This window comes from Companilactobacillus bobalius (assembly GCF_009764355.1).
Window position 1 is genome coordinate 1 of record NZ_LNUA01000011.1, and the last position, 18,437, is coordinate 18,437.

Genomic DNA, 18,437 nt, shown 5'->3' on the forward strand with positions numbered 1-18,437 from the left:
CCGTCTTCCACAAAAATTGGGAATGCTGTTGGAACGTTATGGGTACGATTTGAAACTAATTATTTTACACTTTGTGCAAAATAATGGATTTCCAAAGTCGGCCTCACTGTAACCGGTAAAGCCGGTAACAATGATCTCATAGCTGAACGCATTCCCAAATTTTGCTCCAGACTGAATCTCACTTTGATTGTTTAGCTTGAGATGAATAAATTAGTCTATTATTTTTCATCATAAAAATTAATTTTAATTCGAAAGAAATGTCCGTAGAGCCAATGTATATTGGTTAATACGGATATTTTTTAGTGTTGATAATTTTGAGGTAGAAAAAACATAAAATAAGTACAGTTATAGTAGAAAAAACAGCTCCCTTTACGTTATGATGAAACTTGAATAATGAAAAGGGAGTTTTTACATTGAAGAGCTTAAAGAAAATAAGTATCTTTTTAGTAGCTTGTCTTTTAGTGCTTAGTTCATTCTCATTTGTCGGGATAAAGAACGTTCAAGCTGCTGACACAGATCAAGCACAATACACGATTGGAACAACTAAAAATATTCCTTCCGCTGTTGCCCAAATGGGTAAGGATTTAAATGCTTATACGAACAACAATTTAAATGTTGATCTGAAAGCATATGATTCTACTAAAGAATTGAATAGTGCTATTGCCGATGGAACGGTTAATGCGGCTGTGACTGATTTAGTAAATTATGCAGCTATTTCTAAGAAACATTCAAATTGGAAGATTGCTGGTACTATGCCTGGTTATAGCGGTTTAGTTGCTAACAAGAAGTACAAGAGTGTTAAGAAATTAAAAGGTAAGACAATTGCAGTTGATAAAACTGACTACTCAATGTTCTATCTAAAGAAAGCTTTGAAGAAGAGCAGATTAAAGTTATCTAGCGTTAAATTGAAGCAAGTTGATTCTGAGGCAGATCGTGTCAGTCAGTTGAAGAGTGGCGACGTTGATGCTGCTGTCTTACAAGATCCATCAATGACTGAAGCTAAAGTTAATGGTGCTAAGGTTCTAAATAGAGATAAGATTAGTGCTGATAATGGTAATGTTTTGATTGTTAATAACGATTATGCTAAGAAGAATGTTTCTAATACTAATATTCTATGCAATGTTATGAAGCAAGAAGTTAAGAAAATCAATAAGGGTAACATGTACATCATGCTTAACAAGACATTCTCTAACTATGGAACTAGCGATAAAGCTGTTGCTAAGTTGAACAACATGAATGTTAAGTTTAAGACAATGCATAAGGTTAAGAAATCTGATTTTAAGAAAGCCTTCAAGTATGCTAAGCAACAAAAGTTATACAAAGGTAAAATCAATTATAAAAAAGCCAATATGAAGCTTAGACAAGTTAAGTAATCAAAAAAAGTTCATCTGATGATGAACTTTTTTTCTTGCTCAGATAATAATGGTAAAATGTTCTTATTATTTAATTGATTTGAGGGAAATATCTTGAAGAACAAAAGACTAATCTATGTCGATACGATTAGAGTTTTTGCGATGTTATTGGTGGTTTTGGCGCATTCTTGTGCTGATGATTTGGCTAACTATCAACCAACGTTAAAATGGGGTGTCGTAAATTCCATCGTTATAGTGACAGAAATCGCAGTGCCACTTTTTTTCATGATCAGTGGTGCCATGGTTTTAAACAGTAAAAAAACTTATGATTTAAAGTACTTATTCAAGCATCGATTGGTCAGAGTCGTTGTACCATTCTTACTTTGGTCAGTTGTGTCAGCTTATTTGGCTCGTGCCATGTCAGGTCCAGTTGATATGAAGGATTTCAGCAATACATTGTTAATGATGTATCATAAACCAGTATTAATAGCATATTGGTTTATGTATCCATTGATTGCTTTGTATTTATTGTCACCATTTTTGAAAGCTATTGCTGATAAGATTGACGATAAGATGTTGATGTATTTGTTAATTCTTTGGGTCATCATTGATATTGCATTGCCAACGTTAACAACTACTACACCTAAGAATATTGGAGTTTACTTCAATTCCTTTGATTTAGGCCGAGTGGTTGTTTCCAAAGATATTGGTTACTTCTTTATTGGTTATCGAATTTCTAAGATTGACAAACATTCGTTAAAACTCAATATGAATATCCTGATAGCGGCCGTGTTAATGGCAATCAATATTCTAATCAGTTTTATCAGTTTGAAACCAAACCTACAATTCTTGAATGCCATTGCTAACATCAATACGCCAATCATTGCAGCATTGGTCTTCATGCTCTTCAAACGCTTTGAAACAAGTTATGGTAAAGGATTTGCACGAGTGATTGAATTGATAGCACCATTGACTTATGGAGTTTATCTAGTTCACGGATTATCAATACAGTTTGTGATGAAGTATTATGTGAATGCTAACTTCTTATACGTATTCGTTTTAGCAACTGTCTTATCACTATTAGTAATTTTGATTTTAAGCAAGATACCAGTTGTAAAAAGATTGTTCACTTAGAAAAATTAAAATGGCATCTATTCAGAATTTCAATTTCCGTAATAATTAGGGAAAATGAGGAATCTGAATAGGTGCTATTATTTTTACTCATCATTGCAGGTCATTTCTTTATCTATTAATGTATAATGTAACTAATATTAACTTTAAAGGTGGTATTGCAATGCTTGAAAAAGTACAAGGAATCGTTAAAGTAACTCAAGACGATCGCTACGTTGTTTTCTTATTTGATAATTATGAAGTTAACCGTAAAATGCTTCAAGACAAATACGTTAAAGGTCAAACTGCTTGGTATACTGATGCCAAGGGTACAGGTGAAGACGGAAAAGAATTCTATCGTATCGCTGAAGATGGTGAATGGATCGAAGCTGAATATGTTGAATTCATTCCTACTGAAGGTTAGTGATTTTAAATCATTAAAAAAGTTTAAAAATATCCAAATTTCTTAAGGTTTTATTGTCGAATTCCAAATTAAATAGTAGTCTAAGCATTAGATATACAAGAATTTGGGAGGAGACAAATTATGAATAAAAAATGGGTTGCCTCAACGGCATTAGCAAGTTTTTTAGCCGCTGTTGGTATTTCTTCTAATACTTCTCCAGTTAAGGCTGCTGTTTCTGATGACGAGGGTAATCAAACTGACGACCAAAATCAAAATACATCTGAGACTAAGGATACTACTGTTGCTAGTGTAATGGACAAGAGTGGTGCACCAATCAATGAGGATGCAGCTGACGCTATTGAAGCTAATCAAAAATCTGGTAGAAGTAGTGTTTTGCCAGCTAATGCGGTTGCCGCTTTGACACAAGCTGGAACAACTAAGGGAGCATCAACTGCTCAACAACAAGCCTACTTGGCTAAGGTTGCTCCACAGGCACAACAGGTTGCATCAAAATACAATTTGTATGCTTCAGTAATGATGGCACAATCTATTTTGGAAAGTAGTTGGGGTACTTCAGTATTATCATCACAGTATAATAATTACTTTGGTATTAAAGGGGACTATCAAGGTTCATATGTCTCACTACCAACTCAAGAGTGGAGTGCCGATAAGGGCTACTACACTATTTATGCTAACTTTAGAAAGTACCCTAGTGTTTACGCATCTTTTGCTGATAATGGCGATAAGTTACGTAATGGTATTCAAGGAAATAGTGCTTTCTATAAAGGTACATGGAGAGAGAATACCTCTTCTTATAAAGATGCTACAGCTTGGTTGCAAGGACGTTATGCCACTTCACCAACCTATGCAGCTGTATTAAATAATATAATTGAGAGCTCTAATTTGACACAATATGATGGAAAAGCCAGTACAAATGGTACTGGTAATGAAAATGCAATTGAAGGTACACAAACAAAATTAAACGATGTTGTAACAATAACTAATAAAAATTCAGCACATGTTTATATAAACGCTGATAAAATAGCTGCTAACCGTACTTTAGCTAACGGAACTAGATGGAAAGTTACATCTAAGGTCGTTAAATCTGACGGTACGACTTATTATCAAGTCTCGACAAACGAATACGTAAAGGCTTCAGATGTTCAATTGGAATCTGAAAAGACTAACCCACCAGTTAATATTGCTGATACAGCAATTATTATTAATAAGAGTGGTTCCGTAGTTTATCGTTTGCCTAATTTGAATACGGCTACGAATCGAGTTTTGCCATATCAATCTTCTTGGATTACAACTAAGTATGTGTTGGATAATTCTGGTAATAAATTCTACTTTGTAGGTAACGACTGTTATATCAAGGCAACTGATGTTTCCTTGAAATCAACACAATCACATGGTGACTATACTAAGGATAAAGTAGTATCTTATCCCGATATCGTTAACATCACTGCTAATCCAGGAGCCAAAGTTTATGATGATAAACATAATCTTTTGGCAGTTAGTCTTTCAAACAGAACTGATTGGAAGATTGATCAGAAGTCTACTCATTCAGATGGTTCCATTTGGTATCGTGTAGCTACTAATCAATGGGTCAGTGCTAACGATGTTCAAGTTAAAGGATCTAACTATGTAACAAGTGTTAGTGGTATGGCAAAGATTAACTATATTCCTGGATATGGTGTCAACGTTTATAACAGTCCTGCTGCCAATAATAAATTTACAGGAACTCGTCTAGCCGATGGTACGACTTGGCGTGTAACCTCAAAACAAATTGTCGATGGTCAAACTTGGTATAAAGTAAATGCCGGTTGGGTCAACGGAAAATACTGTATTTTCAATGCAGATTAGGAAGTCCTTAGGGGCTTCTTTTTTTGTACAAATTACGTGAAATTATTTTGAATAAATTATATATTTTGGTATCTTCAGAACATATATTCTTGTTATATTGTTGACATACTCATGAAAAGTGAGTAAATAAATATTTTAGGGAAAATAAATGATGATATCAAATTTTAAATCCATTAAGGATGTAATATCTAAAAGAATCTTTAGTTCTCTCAATGTTTGTAAAAATTTTAAAGTTGATTATAAAATTGAAGCCTTGTTGGATATTTCAGATATCACTAATTTGGGAAATACGATTGTTGTTCATGCTGAACAAGGAATCTTTATTGACTCAAGAACGACCAGGAAGATTATGAATGAGATGTATTTGATTAATGGAATAGGATTTGCCATGGCCAAGTTTTTAGCTGATTTGTATGGGATGACTCACTATACGCCGTTTATTCATGAAGATATTGCCTATATGCCAATGACTGGGGCCAGTCGAAGAAATGCCGATTGGATTGCTGTTCACTTCTTAGAATGCTATGAACAAATTGAAAAGAAAGCCTATTTTGTCACCGAGAGCAGCCATAAGATTCAATTAGATTTTCCAAGGGGAGATTTGGAAAAAAGATTGCATGATATTTACTTTTTAATGAAGTGTTCATTAAACGTATTTGAAATGATGGTTAATGTTGGTAGTTGTCATTTAAAGTATAAGTGTAATAAATTATTTTCTACGTATGATAGATGTCGTTGTGATTTGCATTCAAAAATTTGCCTATTGAACAGTTTGCCGATATTTTACTGGCATTTGATTGAGTTTATTTTGATAAATCAAGGTATTGAAGGATTAGGTAAACTCGAGACGAAAAAGTATTACCATCAAAATTTAACCAGAATTAAAAAATTATATTAATCGCCAAAACCAAAAAAGAACACTGTTTGTGGGTGTTCTTTTTTAATCGATCGAATTAAAGCCTTATTCTTAGACTGTTTTGGCAACTAATTTTTCTAGTCTAAATTAGTTATCCTAGTTTTACCACAAGCGCTTGTGAGTAAAACTAGGAGATGCTCACAATGAATCTAGAATTAGGATTTCAGCAAGCATTAGAGAATCAACAATTAATTCATGGAGCTTTGAAACGAGTTCATATTTATGTGACTCGTTGTGATTATGAAGATTACTTTCAAGAAGCAGTAATTATTTATGCACAAACTTATTTAAAATACTGTCAAAGAGATCAAAATATGACTAAGTTCAAACCATATGTGTTTCAAAAATTGGTTTGGCGGTTAACCGATATGTTGCGACAAGAGAAACAATACTTCGATTTTCATAGTTTAGAAGAGTTTGATTTTCAAAGAGTACCGGAGACAGAAATTACTCAAATTAATTTCGTTGATTGGCAAAAATTATCTGAATTGGAAAAAGAAATATTGCAGGAACATTTCATGAATGGGATTTCACTCACAACAATTGCTCAACATCATCAACAGACGCCCCGTAACCTTAGATACCAGCGAAATAGGCTTTTAACCAAATTAAGAGCAATGAATCAAAAGTAAATTTTACTATCTGTTTACATATTTGTTACTTTTCTCAAAAATGCTTTGAAAATTGTTATAATTTATGGGTTAAGGAAATTAACATTGGGAAGGAAATATATATTATGGTCTCGAAGAAATTTATTACAAGTTTAGCTACTTCAGCTGCACTTGCAAGTGTCGGTTTTGCAACTGTTGGACAAGTGGTTCCACAACTAGGTTCACAAGTTCAAACAACACAAGCTGCAACTTCAGCAATCAACGATTACATTAATAATAACAACATTAAACCAGTTTCAATTCAATATCGTGCAGGAACATTTAACAAGATGTTCGGTTACGAGAACGGTGTTGGTAAGCCAGAAGGGGTCGTTATCCACGAAACTGCAACACCTGGTGCTACAGCCGAAAATGAAGTTTCATACTTTAATTGGTCATGGCCAACAACATACACTTATGTTCATGCTTTTGTCGATGATAAAGAAATTATAAATATCCATAGTGCTGACTATGGTGTTTGGGGAGCAGGTCAAACTGCTAATAACAAATACATTCAAGTTGAGTTGTGTCGTGTAAATACAACAGATCAATTTGCTAGATCCGTTGCTAACCAAGCTTACTACGCAGCCTTTAGATTAGTTCAATATGGATTACCATTTACACCTGGTAAGACAGTTCTTTCACATAACGATGTTTCAAGAATGTACAAAGAAACAAATCATACTGATCCAGTTGGCTACTTTGCTCAATGGGGTTACAGCATGGATCAGTTCTATGATTTAGTTGGTAAGTATTATAACCAATTAAAGGGCAGCAACACTAACAACGGTGGAAATGCTAATACTAATAATGGTAACCAGGCAAGTAACATTGGAATTCTTAGAGTTAAAGATGGTTCGAAAGAATATATTTCTCTATACTCATTGAATAATGATACTATGTCTAGAATTACAAACCGTGCTTTAGGTACAGGGACTGATTGGCAAATGGATCAAGTTAAAGTAGTTAATGGTATTAAGTATTATCGTGTTGCTACTAATGAGTGGGTTCCAGAAAGTTCAGTTGGACAAATTATTAAACCACTAGCATAATTTCAATATAGAATGAAATATTCTTTGATAACAAATTATTACAAAAGACCCGCTGAAAAGCAGGTCTTTTTTTGCTATCATTATTTCATAATAGGGGTTAATCTTGAAGTTGTATAATTGTCTTCAGAAAGGCATTGAGTGAACAATATGGTTAAAAAATTCTTAGCGGTTCTTGGAATTCTTTGTTTATTCCTAACAATCTTAGGATGCAAGCCAAAGGAAACTGATGAGGTAGTTTCCAGTAACAAAACTTGGTATTTGTATCAAGATCAGGGAGAAAACGATACTGTTTCAATTAAGTTTTTAAAGAACCAACGAGCAGAAATAAAAGATGTTTCTACTATTAATGGTAAAGTCGGCATTAACCGATTTGATAATCAATTTAACAATCCAAAATACGTTTTAAATCGTGATGGTAGAACGATTACCTTTAAGACGGCTAAAAAAGATTTAGTTTTAAAAATTGAAAAAACTTATCATGAAAATGTCTATGGTAAACATATGAAGGGTTATTCGGTGTCTTCTGGTGGTGACACGTATAAATTTGCCTATATTACTAAAGTAGACAAACCGTCTACTGCTGCTAATAACACGAAAAAAGATTTGTCTCAAAGTATTTCTTCTAAACAAATGCCAGATCATATCATCGATGTTAACAGTAATGCTAAACCGTTAACGGCTAATAATGTGATGATTGGTAATTATAACTTCAAAACAATTATTGACTATCGTCGAACTGATGGGAATCTAACGATTAATCAGAATGGGACTTATCAGCTGACTTTAACGGAACATTCAGCCCAGAAGTTAAATGATGATACCGATAGCAAAGTTGTCATGGAAACGTTAATTGAAAGTGGTCAGGTACAGAGTTTATATGGTAAGTACTATTTAACCCCGAAGAACCTGTTGACGATTAATTACTATTATCATGGACAGAACACGGATCGACTTTTGCCTAAGAGTGTTAATTTGAAGGTTAATTCAAAAGCTACGGGGAATCAAATCAAGCGAGCTAACATTAGAATTGAAACGGATTCTAATCAGTTGTACTTGTATTCAGGTGACTACACGGTCCGAGTTCAGGATGGTCAGAGCAATAAGAATGGTAATTTATTGACTAAATCGGATACTGCTCAAACTGATTTGAAAGCAGCCATTTCACAGACTCAAGATTACTACGATAAATATAAAGAAAATCCTTTATCATCGAATGCTGATTTAATGCAATTGGCAGGAGCTATTTCGGATAATAATGATAAAAAAATTGGCAATTTAGGGGTTAATTTTGGTGGTCAATATGGAACTAATTTACAACCGACTGACTATCAAGGGATTAGTGTCAACGGTAGTAAACAACCATTGATGCAATATATGTTTTTAGTATCACCTTCAGCTTATTCACAGAATGGACCGGCTGTTACAACTACTAAGGGTAAATTTTTAGTTTATGGTTCATTGGACAATCGATTATTTCTTTTGAAACAACCAGATAAAGATTCAACAACAGTAACCTGGACTTTAGTTAAGGACTTTCCATTGAAGGTTCCAAAATTAAAATTCAGTTTAGATTAAGCCATGGAGGGGAATATGACTTATTTATTAATATTTGCTGTATCAATGATTGAGGTAATGATTATTTATAAAATAAGGTATGCCTATAGTCGCTTACCGATTTTTGCCATAGGAGTTGCTGTCATAACCATAGCGGCGTTATACTTCATTTCGATTGTTTCAGTAGATAAGTATTTACGTGCCTATGCGTTCAATTTTGCAACGGTGGATTTGATTTTGTTAGTGATCATGTTGGTTTATATGTATCAAATGAAACGTGATTTGCGCGAGTTACCGGCCGCCAAACAACCAGATTTCTTAGTTGTTTTGGGTAATAAATGTATGGGATCACGAGTACCACCAATATTGAGTGAACGTTTGGATAAGGCAATACAACTATACAATCGTTTTGAATATAAACCGAAGATTATTGTTAGTGGTGCTAAAAGTTCAGAATCATCATATGGAACCGAAGCTGAGATGATGCGCAAGTACTTAATAGATAGAAATATTTCGGAATCGGTTATTATTAAAGAGGATGAATCGATCAATACAGTACAGAATTTAGAGTATTCGGCGATCGAAATTCATCAAGCATGGCAGAAAAAAACACGGCCAAGGGTTATTATAGTAACGAGTGATTATCATATTCCTAGAACTAAATGGCACGCCAAAAGATTGGGCTTAAAAGTTCAATTTGCGGCCGCTTGTACTGTTAGAATGTTGAAGTGGCCAGCAATGTTTCGTGAGTTTACGGCGATTGTTTGGTATCATCGTTATTCATTGTTGACGTTATTAGGAATGGATTTGGTATTTTCACTAAGTATGTGTATGTGAGGAGTTTTATATGAGTTTGTACGATAAGTTCGTTGATAACAAACGATTGAGAAGATTCACGTTATTAGCTTTAGTCATATTGCTGATCTATCTTTTTCGAGGGATGATGAGTCTATTTCTACTAACTTTTACTTTTACCTTCTTGTCAGTTCAATTAGTTCGAGTAATTCAAAGAAAGTTTCCCAGAATTAAACCGATTTGGGTAATAGCACCAGTTTATTTGATAATTATTGCGTTATTAGTTTTTGTCATTGCTAACTATGTGCCGCAACTGATCACGCAAACAGCAAAAATGTTCTCATCGTTACAGAAGTTTTATGAAAGTAAAGAAGTACGTTCGAATCCTTATTTGAATGTTATTTATAATTATTTGCAACAAATTAATTTGGATAATCAAATTAAGGGAGCCATCACGCAAGTTGTAAACTACATCAGCAGTGTTGGTGCAGTCGGATTCAATATTGTTGTCTCATTCTTATTGAGTTTCTTCTATGCTAGTCAGGTAGAACAAATGAATTCCTTCGGAAGACAATTCTTGGACAGCAATTATGGTTGGGTATTCTCTGACTTAAAGTATTTTGGACAAAAGTTTGTCAATACTTTCGGTGTTGTTCTGGAAGCACAATTGATGATTGCCGTTGTTAATACAGCCTTGACGACAATTACTTTGTTGTTCATGCAGATGCCAGGGATTATTGCTTTGGCAGTGATGGTCTTCATCTTGTCACTGATTCCGGTAGCTGGAGTTATTATTTCGATGATCCCACTGAGTTTCATTGCTTATACGGTTGGCGGTATCAGATACGTTATTTATATCATTATCATGATCGTGATTATTCATATGATTGAAACGTATTTCCTGAATCCACAATTCATGTCCAGCATGACACATTTGCCAATTTTCTTTACATTTGTTGTATTGATCGTATCAGAGGAATTGCTTGGTACATGGGGATTGATTATTGGTATACCAATCTTTGTTTTCTTCCTTGATATATTAGGCGTTCATTCGATTACTAAGAACTCCAAAAAGAAGAGAATAAAATTAAAGAAAATGTTATAATTAACTTTAAAGAAAACTTGTCATATATAATGGAGATAACTAACTGACGTAGATAGGAGATTAAGTTATGTCATTTTTTGATAGAAAAAAGAAAGACAACGATGATAATTATTCTGATCCGAATAATTCTTCTTATCAGACACCTCAACAACCAGACCAAAATAATTTTGATCCTAGTCAAGGCCAATTCAATAATGACCCTAATATGGGGATGGGGACTCAATTTACACCTAACAATCAAGATTTTAATAGTAGCAACAATAATTACTACTTTGGGCCACAAGAGCCTCAACCTCAAGCACAAGCACCGGTTCAACCGGGACAACCTGGCAATGAGGATTGGGAATACACTGAACAAAGTTTACAAAATACTTTGGATCAAAGTGCTGACCTTAAGTCACAATTACGTAGTCAATTATTAGCTGACCGTAGCTATTGCAATCATCTTTTGAGAACGGTTGGTAGTGACCAAATTGATGAGAGAAGACAGGCAACTGACCGTATCAATGATATCAATGATTCATTGAAAGAATGGTTTGGAACTGATGAAATGGCTAATGAGATCTATTTGGATCCTAATACAAGCTATTTTGTCTTTACTGATGATTTGCCTGCCAATCCAGATAGTGATGTCACATCAATGTGGCAACAGATGACAATGACTTTAGCTGATCGGGGATTATTGGCTAATGCAATCTCTGTTACTTATAATGACCAAATTGACGCAACTTGGATGAATTATCAAAATGCCGGTTTCGTTGATGGGAATGCTTACTTATTGAATATGTACAATGAGTTGCAAGGTCGTGACTTGAATGTACCTATCACGCCTGCTGAGATACCATTTGATGCTGATTATCGTGTTCAACATGTGACTGATAAAGTTGATAAAATTTTGGATGCTAACGATAAATTAGTTATGGAAGTTTCTCGTGATTCCAATCATCAACTACAAATTATTCGTCACTATAAAGATGAACAAGTATTAAGTCGTGATATTTTTGACGTTAACGGAGTTATCTCTGCCACACAATTTTACGATCATCGTAATGCCAACAAAGTGGTTCGCGAGAACTTTTATCGCCAAGATGGAACACTTGTCTTGATCAAGAGTTATACAGGTGACGAGCCTTATATTCAACTCTTCAGTGAAGGTAACGTCTTGATGAGTACATTTGACAGTGATGAAGATTTAATTATCTGGTGGCTTAAGAATCAGGCCTTGAAACAAAGTACATCGACTATCTTCGTTTCGATTGGTTCAGACTTCTATAAGAAGCTCTTGTCACTACGTGATAATGGGATTGAAGTGATTCCAATTGTAATGAAACAAAGTGAAAACGCTGATAGAATTTCCAGTTTGATTGATGGTACAGATAAAGTTTCTGCAGTGATTGCTGGAACTGATCAAGTAAATACTTACTTGAATAAGAATGCCAAGAACAAGATGGATATCACAACTTTAAAGGAAATCGAGACACCAATTTATAAAGAACAAAAATAAATTTTCATTAAAAATATTTTTTTCATGAGAATGATGCCAAAAATTAGTCTTTTAGGCTAAATTAGGTGTCACTCTCTTTTTTTTATTGGCAATATCGTGTAAAATGTAGATTGTTAAAGAAATGAAAAGAGGATCATATAAATGGCAAAATTAGTTTTCATTCGTCACGGACAAAGTGAATGGAATTTATCAAACCAATTTACTGGTTGGGTTGATGTTGACTTAAGTGAAGAAGGTGTAAAGCAAGCTCAAAACGCTGGTAAACTTCTTAAAGAATCTGGCATCCAATTTGACCAAGCTTATACATCAGTATTGACACGTGCTATCAAGACATTGCACTACGCTCTTGAAGGCTGTGACCAATTATGGATTCCTGAAACAAAGACATGGAGACTTAACGAACGTCACTACGGTGCACTTCAAGGTCTTAACAAAGCTGAAACAGCTGAAAAATACGGTGATGAACAAGTTCATATCTGGAGACGTTCATACGATACATTACCTCCACTATTGAAAGCTACTGACGAAGGTTCAGCAGCTAACGATCGTCGTTACGCAAACTTGGACCCAAGAATTGTTCCAGGTGGTGAAAACCTTAAAGTTACTTTGGAACGTGTAATTCCATTCTGGGAAGATGAAATTGCTCCTAAGCTATTAGACGGCAAGAACGTAATCATCGCTGCCCATGGTAACTCACTACGTGCTTTGACTAAGTACATCGAAAATATCTCTGATGCTGACATCATGGATGTTGAAATGACAACTGGTGAACCAGTTGTTTATGACTTGGATGACAAGTTGAACGTTGTAAGTAAGAAGAAGCTTAACTAATTTTTGATTAGTTTATTTTTAATAAAAAACGCCTATATACAGAGTAAATCTGTGTGGGCGTTTTTTTGTATAAATGGTGAATAAAGGAGATAATAAAATTTTTAGACGAATAAAACAAGACGGACCGACCTGTTTAATTTATGAATTCGTTAATGGTTTAAAATACGTGTCAGGTAGCAGAGATGAGAATAAAGAATTATCCCAGTTAGCTAAAAATATGCTGAACTTTTTTACAAAAGAGAAGAAGTGTTCATATGTCGGTGAATTTTTCGATAGTAACGTAGCCGTAAAGGCTTTAGATGATTATTATCTTAAAAGTAATAATGAAAAGTCACTTTTAGCATCTGAATATAGTGTAAATATGAAAATTTTGGATGATGATCTTGTTAAAAATGTTAATGATTTAAAAAATAATGAATTTATTTTAATACAAATAATTGAAAAACATACTCACTTTACGAACTCGCACTGGTTATGTATTGTTCAACCGAAAATGAATAAACATTATATTATCAACAGTGCTAGTGCAACTCCACTAATACAACATGATGTTAAATCAATTAAATTAAAGAGGATAGAGCAAAAAAATTTGGCATTGGTAGGTAAAATTTTTGATTGGAAATACTGGAAGAAAATGAAAAAGAATAGAAAATATTCCAATGAAAATATTCCAGATGATAAATATGAATTCAAATATGTCAAACCAATCAAAATATCTATTAATAAATTAAAATAGAATTGATTCATTTAAAAAACTCAACAAAACTATATTTAAAGATGATAGCTGTATTTAATCAAAAATACCGACCTGATAGCCACTTAAAATGCTATCCGGTCGGTATTATTTTTTTTGAACTAATATAAATTTTTCACATCAGTAGCTTTGATCCATTCATTTGTAGCAACACGATACATCTTAGTGCCATTGATTGTTGCTGCTTGATCAGTCTTAAGACTCAATGATGAAATGGTTCTTACCACATTTTCGTCACTATCAAATATTTTTACATGAATTTTTGTATTAAGAATTTTACTGATTGGTTGGTATTCAAAAACATTTTCAGCATTGATCCATTTATTCGTAGCGACACGATAATACTTCTGATTATTGAAATAAGCGTATCTATCAAAGCGCCAATTGCTGTTAGCATTTAGACTTGCATTCGCGATAATTTTACCCTGTGAATCGACTAAGGGATAGTTGCCAGAGTAAGTTTTGATGTAGCCTGTATTATTATAATAAACATAGGTATCACTAACTTTAACCCATTGGTTAGTGGCAACACGGTAATAGGTCTGACCGTTTAAACTCATTTTTCTATCGGTTAACCAATTGGAGTCCAAAGTAAGTGTCCAGTTTGTAAAATTACCTTTGTCATCATATATTTTGGCATCTATTGTTGAAATGGTAATAGTTCCATTAAAAATTTCAGTATCGTCAGAGTTATTGCTGTCGGGTTGATCAGTGGAATTGTTATTGGAATTGCCTGTACCACTACTGTTGGAGCCATTGTTGTCAGCCGGATCTTTAGTAACTGTTATGGTAGCTGTGGACGTTAAAACTTTTCCGGTAGTATCAGTATATGAATAAGTTATTTTATAAGATCCGACCTTGGTTGTGTCAACTGAATCTACTGTAGAACCTGTACTATCTTGGATGGTATAGGTAAGAGTCTTATCAGTTAAAGCCTGACTAGCTGTTAAACTATTACCAGAATAATCGACTATAGTCTTTACATTATCTACAGGATTCCAAGTGTTACCGGTTTTCAATGTACTATCTTTGGTTGATAAAGCACTGTTATTAACTACAGGATTACTTACTGTTACGGTGATTGGTGGGTTGATGGTAGTTGAATTACCCTTATCATCCGTATAAGTATAAGTAACCTTGTAATCTCCGACATTAGTCGTATCGATTGAGGTAACGGTATTTCCGCTTGGGTCGGTGATGGTTACCTTAATTGAACCATTGTTAATGGCATCGTTGATTTCGTTGGTAGTCATATCCGAACCATCAGTTTTAGTTACGAAAGAAATATTGTCGCTAGGCTGCCAAGAGGCACCATTCTTAATTGTAGAATCTTTAGCTGTAATACTGCTTTGATCTTTAGCGTTAACGGTTAGAATAACTGGTTGAGACGAAACAATTTTTCCATTAATTGTGTAAGTATAGGTAATTGTATATTTACCAGCTTTAGTAGTATCTGGAGAGTTTACCGTATTACCATCAGAATCAGTAATAGCTGTAGTGATAGTTCCATCTTTAATAGCAATGACTATTTCATCGGTAGTCATATTTGAACCATCAAATTTAGTTACAGAGGAAATATTGTCACTAGGTTGCCAAGAGGCACCATTTTTAATTGTGGAATCTTTAGCAGTGATACTGCTTTGGTCTCTAACATTAATAGTTAATGTGGATGATGCACTAATGGTATTTTCGCCTTCATCTTTATAGTTATAAGTAATCTTATAAGTTCCAGCCTTAGTGGTATCTAGAGAATCAACTGTATTACCGCTTGAATCAGTGATAGTTGTTGTAATAGTTCCATCTTTAATGGCAGTAGTTGTTTCATTGTCAGTCATATCTGAACCGTCAGATTTAGTTACAGTAGAAATGTTGTCACTAGATTGCCAAGAAGCACCATTTTCAATTGTGGAATCTTTAGTAGTAATGGCACCTTTATCTTTATCGTTAATTGTTAGAGTGATCGGTTGAGATGAAACAGTGTAGCCGGTATCATCTTTATAAGAATAAGTAACAGTATATTTACCAGCTTTGGTAGTATCTAATGAATCAATTGTACTGCCATCAGCATCAACAATGCTTGTAGTGATGTCTTTATTCTCGATAGCAGCGGCTATTTCCTCATCGGTCATATCTGAACCATCAGATTTAGTTACAGAAGAAATATTGTCACTAGGTTGCCAAGAAGCACCATTCTTAATGGTTGAGTCTTTAGCAACGATACCACTAAAATCTTTAGCCTCAATAGTTAGAGTAATTGGTTGTGATGAAACCGTCTTTCCAGTGACATCTTTATAAGAATAGGTGACTGAATATTTACCGGTTTTAGTGGTATCTAGAGAATCAATAGTGTTGCCGTCGGAGTTAGTAATAGTTGTTGTAATACTTCCGTCCTTAATGGCAGCGGCTATCTCTTCGGCGGTCATGTTTGTACCATCAGCTAGGGTAACTGAAGAAATAGTATCGTCAGGATTCCAATTTTGTCCGTTAGATAATGTAATATTTTTACCTGAAATGCTTGAAGCAGAATTATTTTTAATTGTGGATATTATTTTGCCATCTTTATTAACAGTATAGGGATTGTCTTCATCAAGAAGAGAGTAATAAGGTGGAACATTGTCTTTAATACTTTGGATAGCGTTGGAAGTAGTAGTTAGAGTGAAATTGGATACTTCTTTACCAGTTTCATCTTGGTATGAAACAGTTGGGGCATCGCTTGTTTTGTAGTTTATGACAGCATAGTTGAGACCCGCAGAGGGAAACATATTTAGAAGGGTACTTATTGTGTCAAATTCGGTTAACTGATCTGAAGTGAATGTGGCTTGGACTGCATCGTCTATACCGTAACTGATTGAATCAATATCTTTAACGTCATTTTTAAGCAATATTTTCGTAAAAGCTTTGTTAGTAGTCTGAGAGTCAAAGACAATATCTCCATTGACCTTTTGAACAAGATGAAGAGTAAGTACATCTGAAACGTGAAGGTTTAGAGTTGTGTTCTTTTCTGTAACCGTATGATCTTTAATGGAATCTACCATATGGTACGAAGGATTTATAGTCGCAATATCTTTAGGAGTTACAGTCTGACCGACTTCACCACGCAATTTGTCGGTATAAATTGTATTACCGTTCTCGTCTGTATAGTTAACGGTAGTATAGTTGAGATCATTTTCTAATAGATAAACTGTTAACGAATTATTATCAGTTACGGTATAAGGCAAAGTAGGATCCATTTTCCAATAGGTATATTTTTTATTATCGATGTTTAAAAAATTAGAGAAATTACTAATTGAATCACCAGTTAAAATATCGGTTCCATCATTATATTTCTTTGAAGAGTCAGTAAATAGTTGTTTACCCTGGTCATCTAAATAGTTGACATTTAAAGACTGGTTAGTTGGAATATCATAAATGGCATAAATAATATATACATTTGAAGAGTCAGTATCACTTATTGCAGGCATATCATAAGTAAAAGTTATTGTGCTGCCATTAGCAGTGGGAAGATCATTGCCATTTCTATCAACCAACTTTGTAAACGCATAGCCTTTGAAGACATATTTGTCTACACTACCCAAACCGTTACTATACGCTAAAGTAACGGGGGTTCCATATGGAACATTGTAAGTTGTATTACCGGAACCCGCTCCATCGCTATTCTTGCCATAGACTTTCATAATCAGGTTGGTTTTGTTAGCGGTAACTTTTAGATTATAATCAGTAGTTCCTGCGGTAATAGTTGTGTTTTGACCAGCATCTATTTTATAGGCTTTTTTTAAATCGTCTGGTAATAAACTGGTAATATCGGTTCCAACTTTATATTTGTCAGAAAGGGAAAACTCCTGGTTTTTACTATTAATTACTTTGTTCCCATTTGAATCAGTGAGGGTAATGTTGGATTGTTGCAACTCATTACTGTTAGTAGATGTGGAATCTGAAGCATTATTAGAACTAACGTTGTCGACGGTGTTAGAAGTATCTTCAGAATTTGATCCAATGGAATTTAAATTAGCTGTAGGATCAGGGGAACTAGTGAGGGTAGAGGGAGTTGAAGAATCAGTGGAATTGGAATTATTTTTTGAATTAGAGGGACTGTTAGAACTAGCAAAATCGGTAGGATTGGAAGTACTAGAAGAACTTGTAGAGGAGTTATCCTTAGAAGTACTGGTTATTGATGGATTGTTTGCATCAGCTTTGACCTGCTGAATATTTAAATTGCCAAGTACTATTGTCGAAAAGAATGAAATACCAATAGTAGCTATTAGTGACTTATTCAATTTCATAAATATTTCCCTCCAAAATTAAAACGCTTAAGTTATTAATAATTATATTTCATATAATGTTAAAAAACACAAAAAGAATTAATTTTATATATATAAAGTATTATAAGTTACATTAATAGAACAATTAATTAAGCATATAAAAGATATTATTAATGATAATAAAAAGTATCCTTAGATTGATCCAAGGGTACTTTTTCACAACATCATTGATGTTTTTAATGTCTGGTATCAATGCAGGTGGATAGATAAACTAAAAACATCGTTA

The 18,437-nt window shown here is 34.0% G+C and carries 14 protein-coding genes; 13 read left to right on the plus strand and 1 reads right to left on the minus strand.

Translation table 11 applies throughout. The features are described from left to right. The first annotated feature begins 413 nt into the window (after window positions 1-413). From ATN92_RS01865 to ATN92_RS01925, 13 genes are all read left to right on the plus strand, one after another. A complete protein-coding gene (locus ATN92_RS01865; protein ID WP_056953390.1) occupies window positions 414-1,373 on the plus strand; it encodes an ABC transporter substrate-binding protein in 960 nt (319 codons plus the stop codon). A gap of 93 nt (window positions 1,374-1,466) precedes the next feature. Then, the gene (locus ATN92_RS01870; protein WP_056953393.1) at window positions 1,467-2,486 is read left to right on the plus strand and encodes an acyltransferase; all 1,020 of its coding nucleotides are present in this window, start codon (window positions 1,467-1,469) and stop codon (window positions 2,484-2,486) included. 160 nt (window positions 2,487-2,646) lie between these two features. Beyond that, window positions 2,647-2,886: a hypothetical protein gene (locus ATN92_RS01875; RefSeq protein WP_056953394.1), complete on the plus strand. Its 240-nt coding sequence runs from the start codon at window positions 2,647-2,649 to the stop codon at window positions 2,884-2,886. A 120-nt stretch (window positions 2,887-3,006) separates the two neighbouring features. Continuing rightward, window positions 3,007-4,731: a glucosaminidase domain-containing protein gene (locus ATN92_RS01880; protein ID WP_056953396.1), complete on the plus strand. Its 1,725-nt coding sequence runs from the start codon at window positions 3,007-3,009 to the stop codon at window positions 4,729-4,731. Window positions 4,732-4,879: 148 nt separating this feature from the next. Beyond that, the gene (locus tag ATN92_RS01885) at window positions 4,880-5,629 is read left to right on the plus strand and encodes a hypothetical protein (RefSeq protein WP_056953398.1); all 750 of its coding nucleotides are present in this window, start codon (window positions 4,880-4,882) and stop codon (window positions 5,627-5,629) included. A gap of 161 nt (window positions 5,630-5,790) precedes the next feature. Beyond that, window positions 5,791-6,279, plus strand: coding sequence for a sigma-70 family RNA polymerase sigma factor (locus ATN92_RS01890; RefSeq protein WP_056953400.1), 489 nt, complete (start codon window positions 5,791-5,793; stop codon window positions 6,277-6,279). Between the two features lie 104 nt (window positions 6,280-6,383). Beyond that, window positions 6,384-7,349 carry a peptidoglycan recognition protein family protein gene (locus ATN92_RS01895; RefSeq protein ID WP_056953401.1) on the plus strand — a complete coding sequence of 322 codons (966 nt, stop codon included), beginning with the start codon at window positions 6,384-6,386 and terminating at the stop codon, window positions 7,347-7,349. A gap of 147 nt (window positions 7,350-7,496) precedes the next feature. Beyond that, window positions 7,497-8,924 (plus strand): hypothetical protein, encoded by a 1,428-nt coding sequence (locus ATN92_RS01900; RefSeq protein ID WP_056953403.1) that lies wholly within the window; start codon window positions 7,497-7,499, stop codon window positions 8,922-8,924. Window positions 8,925-8,939: 15 nt separating this feature from the next. Beyond that, window positions 8,940-9,740: a YdcF family protein gene (locus tag ATN92_RS01905; protein WP_056953405.1), complete on the plus strand. Its 801-nt coding sequence runs from the start codon at window positions 8,940-8,942 to the stop codon at window positions 9,738-9,740. A gap of 10 nt (window positions 9,741-9,750) precedes the next feature. Continuing rightward, a complete protein-coding gene (locus ATN92_RS01910) occupies window positions 9,751-10,803 on the plus strand; it encodes an AI-2E family transporter (RefSeq protein WP_056953407.1) in 1,053 nt (350 codons plus the stop codon). Window positions 10,804-10,870: 67 nt separating this feature from the next. After that, entirely contained in the window at window positions 10,871-12,307 is a 1,437-nt protein-coding gene (locus ATN92_RS01915) for a Rossmann-fold NAD(P)-binding domain-containing protein (RefSeq protein WP_056953410.1), read from the plus strand. 141 nt (window positions 12,308-12,448) lie between these two features. After that, entirely contained in the window at window positions 12,449-13,138 is a 690-nt protein-coding gene (locus tag ATN92_RS01920; protein ID WP_056953412.1) for a 2,3-diphosphoglycerate-dependent phosphoglycerate mutase, read from the plus strand. 73 nt (window positions 13,139-13,211) lie between these two features. Beyond that, window positions 13,212-13,874 carry a hypothetical protein gene (locus tag ATN92_RS01925; RefSeq protein WP_056953414.1) on the plus strand — a complete coding sequence of 221 codons (663 nt, stop codon included), beginning with the start codon at window positions 13,212-13,214 and terminating at the stop codon, window positions 13,872-13,874. Between the two features lie 119 nt (window positions 13,875-13,993). Here ATN92_RS01925 and ATN92_RS01930 read toward each other — a convergent pair whose 3' ends face one another. Next, window positions 13,994-18,172: a beta strand repeat-containing protein gene (locus ATN92_RS01930; RefSeq protein ID WP_056953416.1), complete on the minus strand. Its 4,179-nt coding sequence runs from the start codon at window positions 18,170-18,172 to the stop codon at window positions 13,994-13,996. Window positions 18,173-18,437 lie beyond the last annotated feature (265 nt).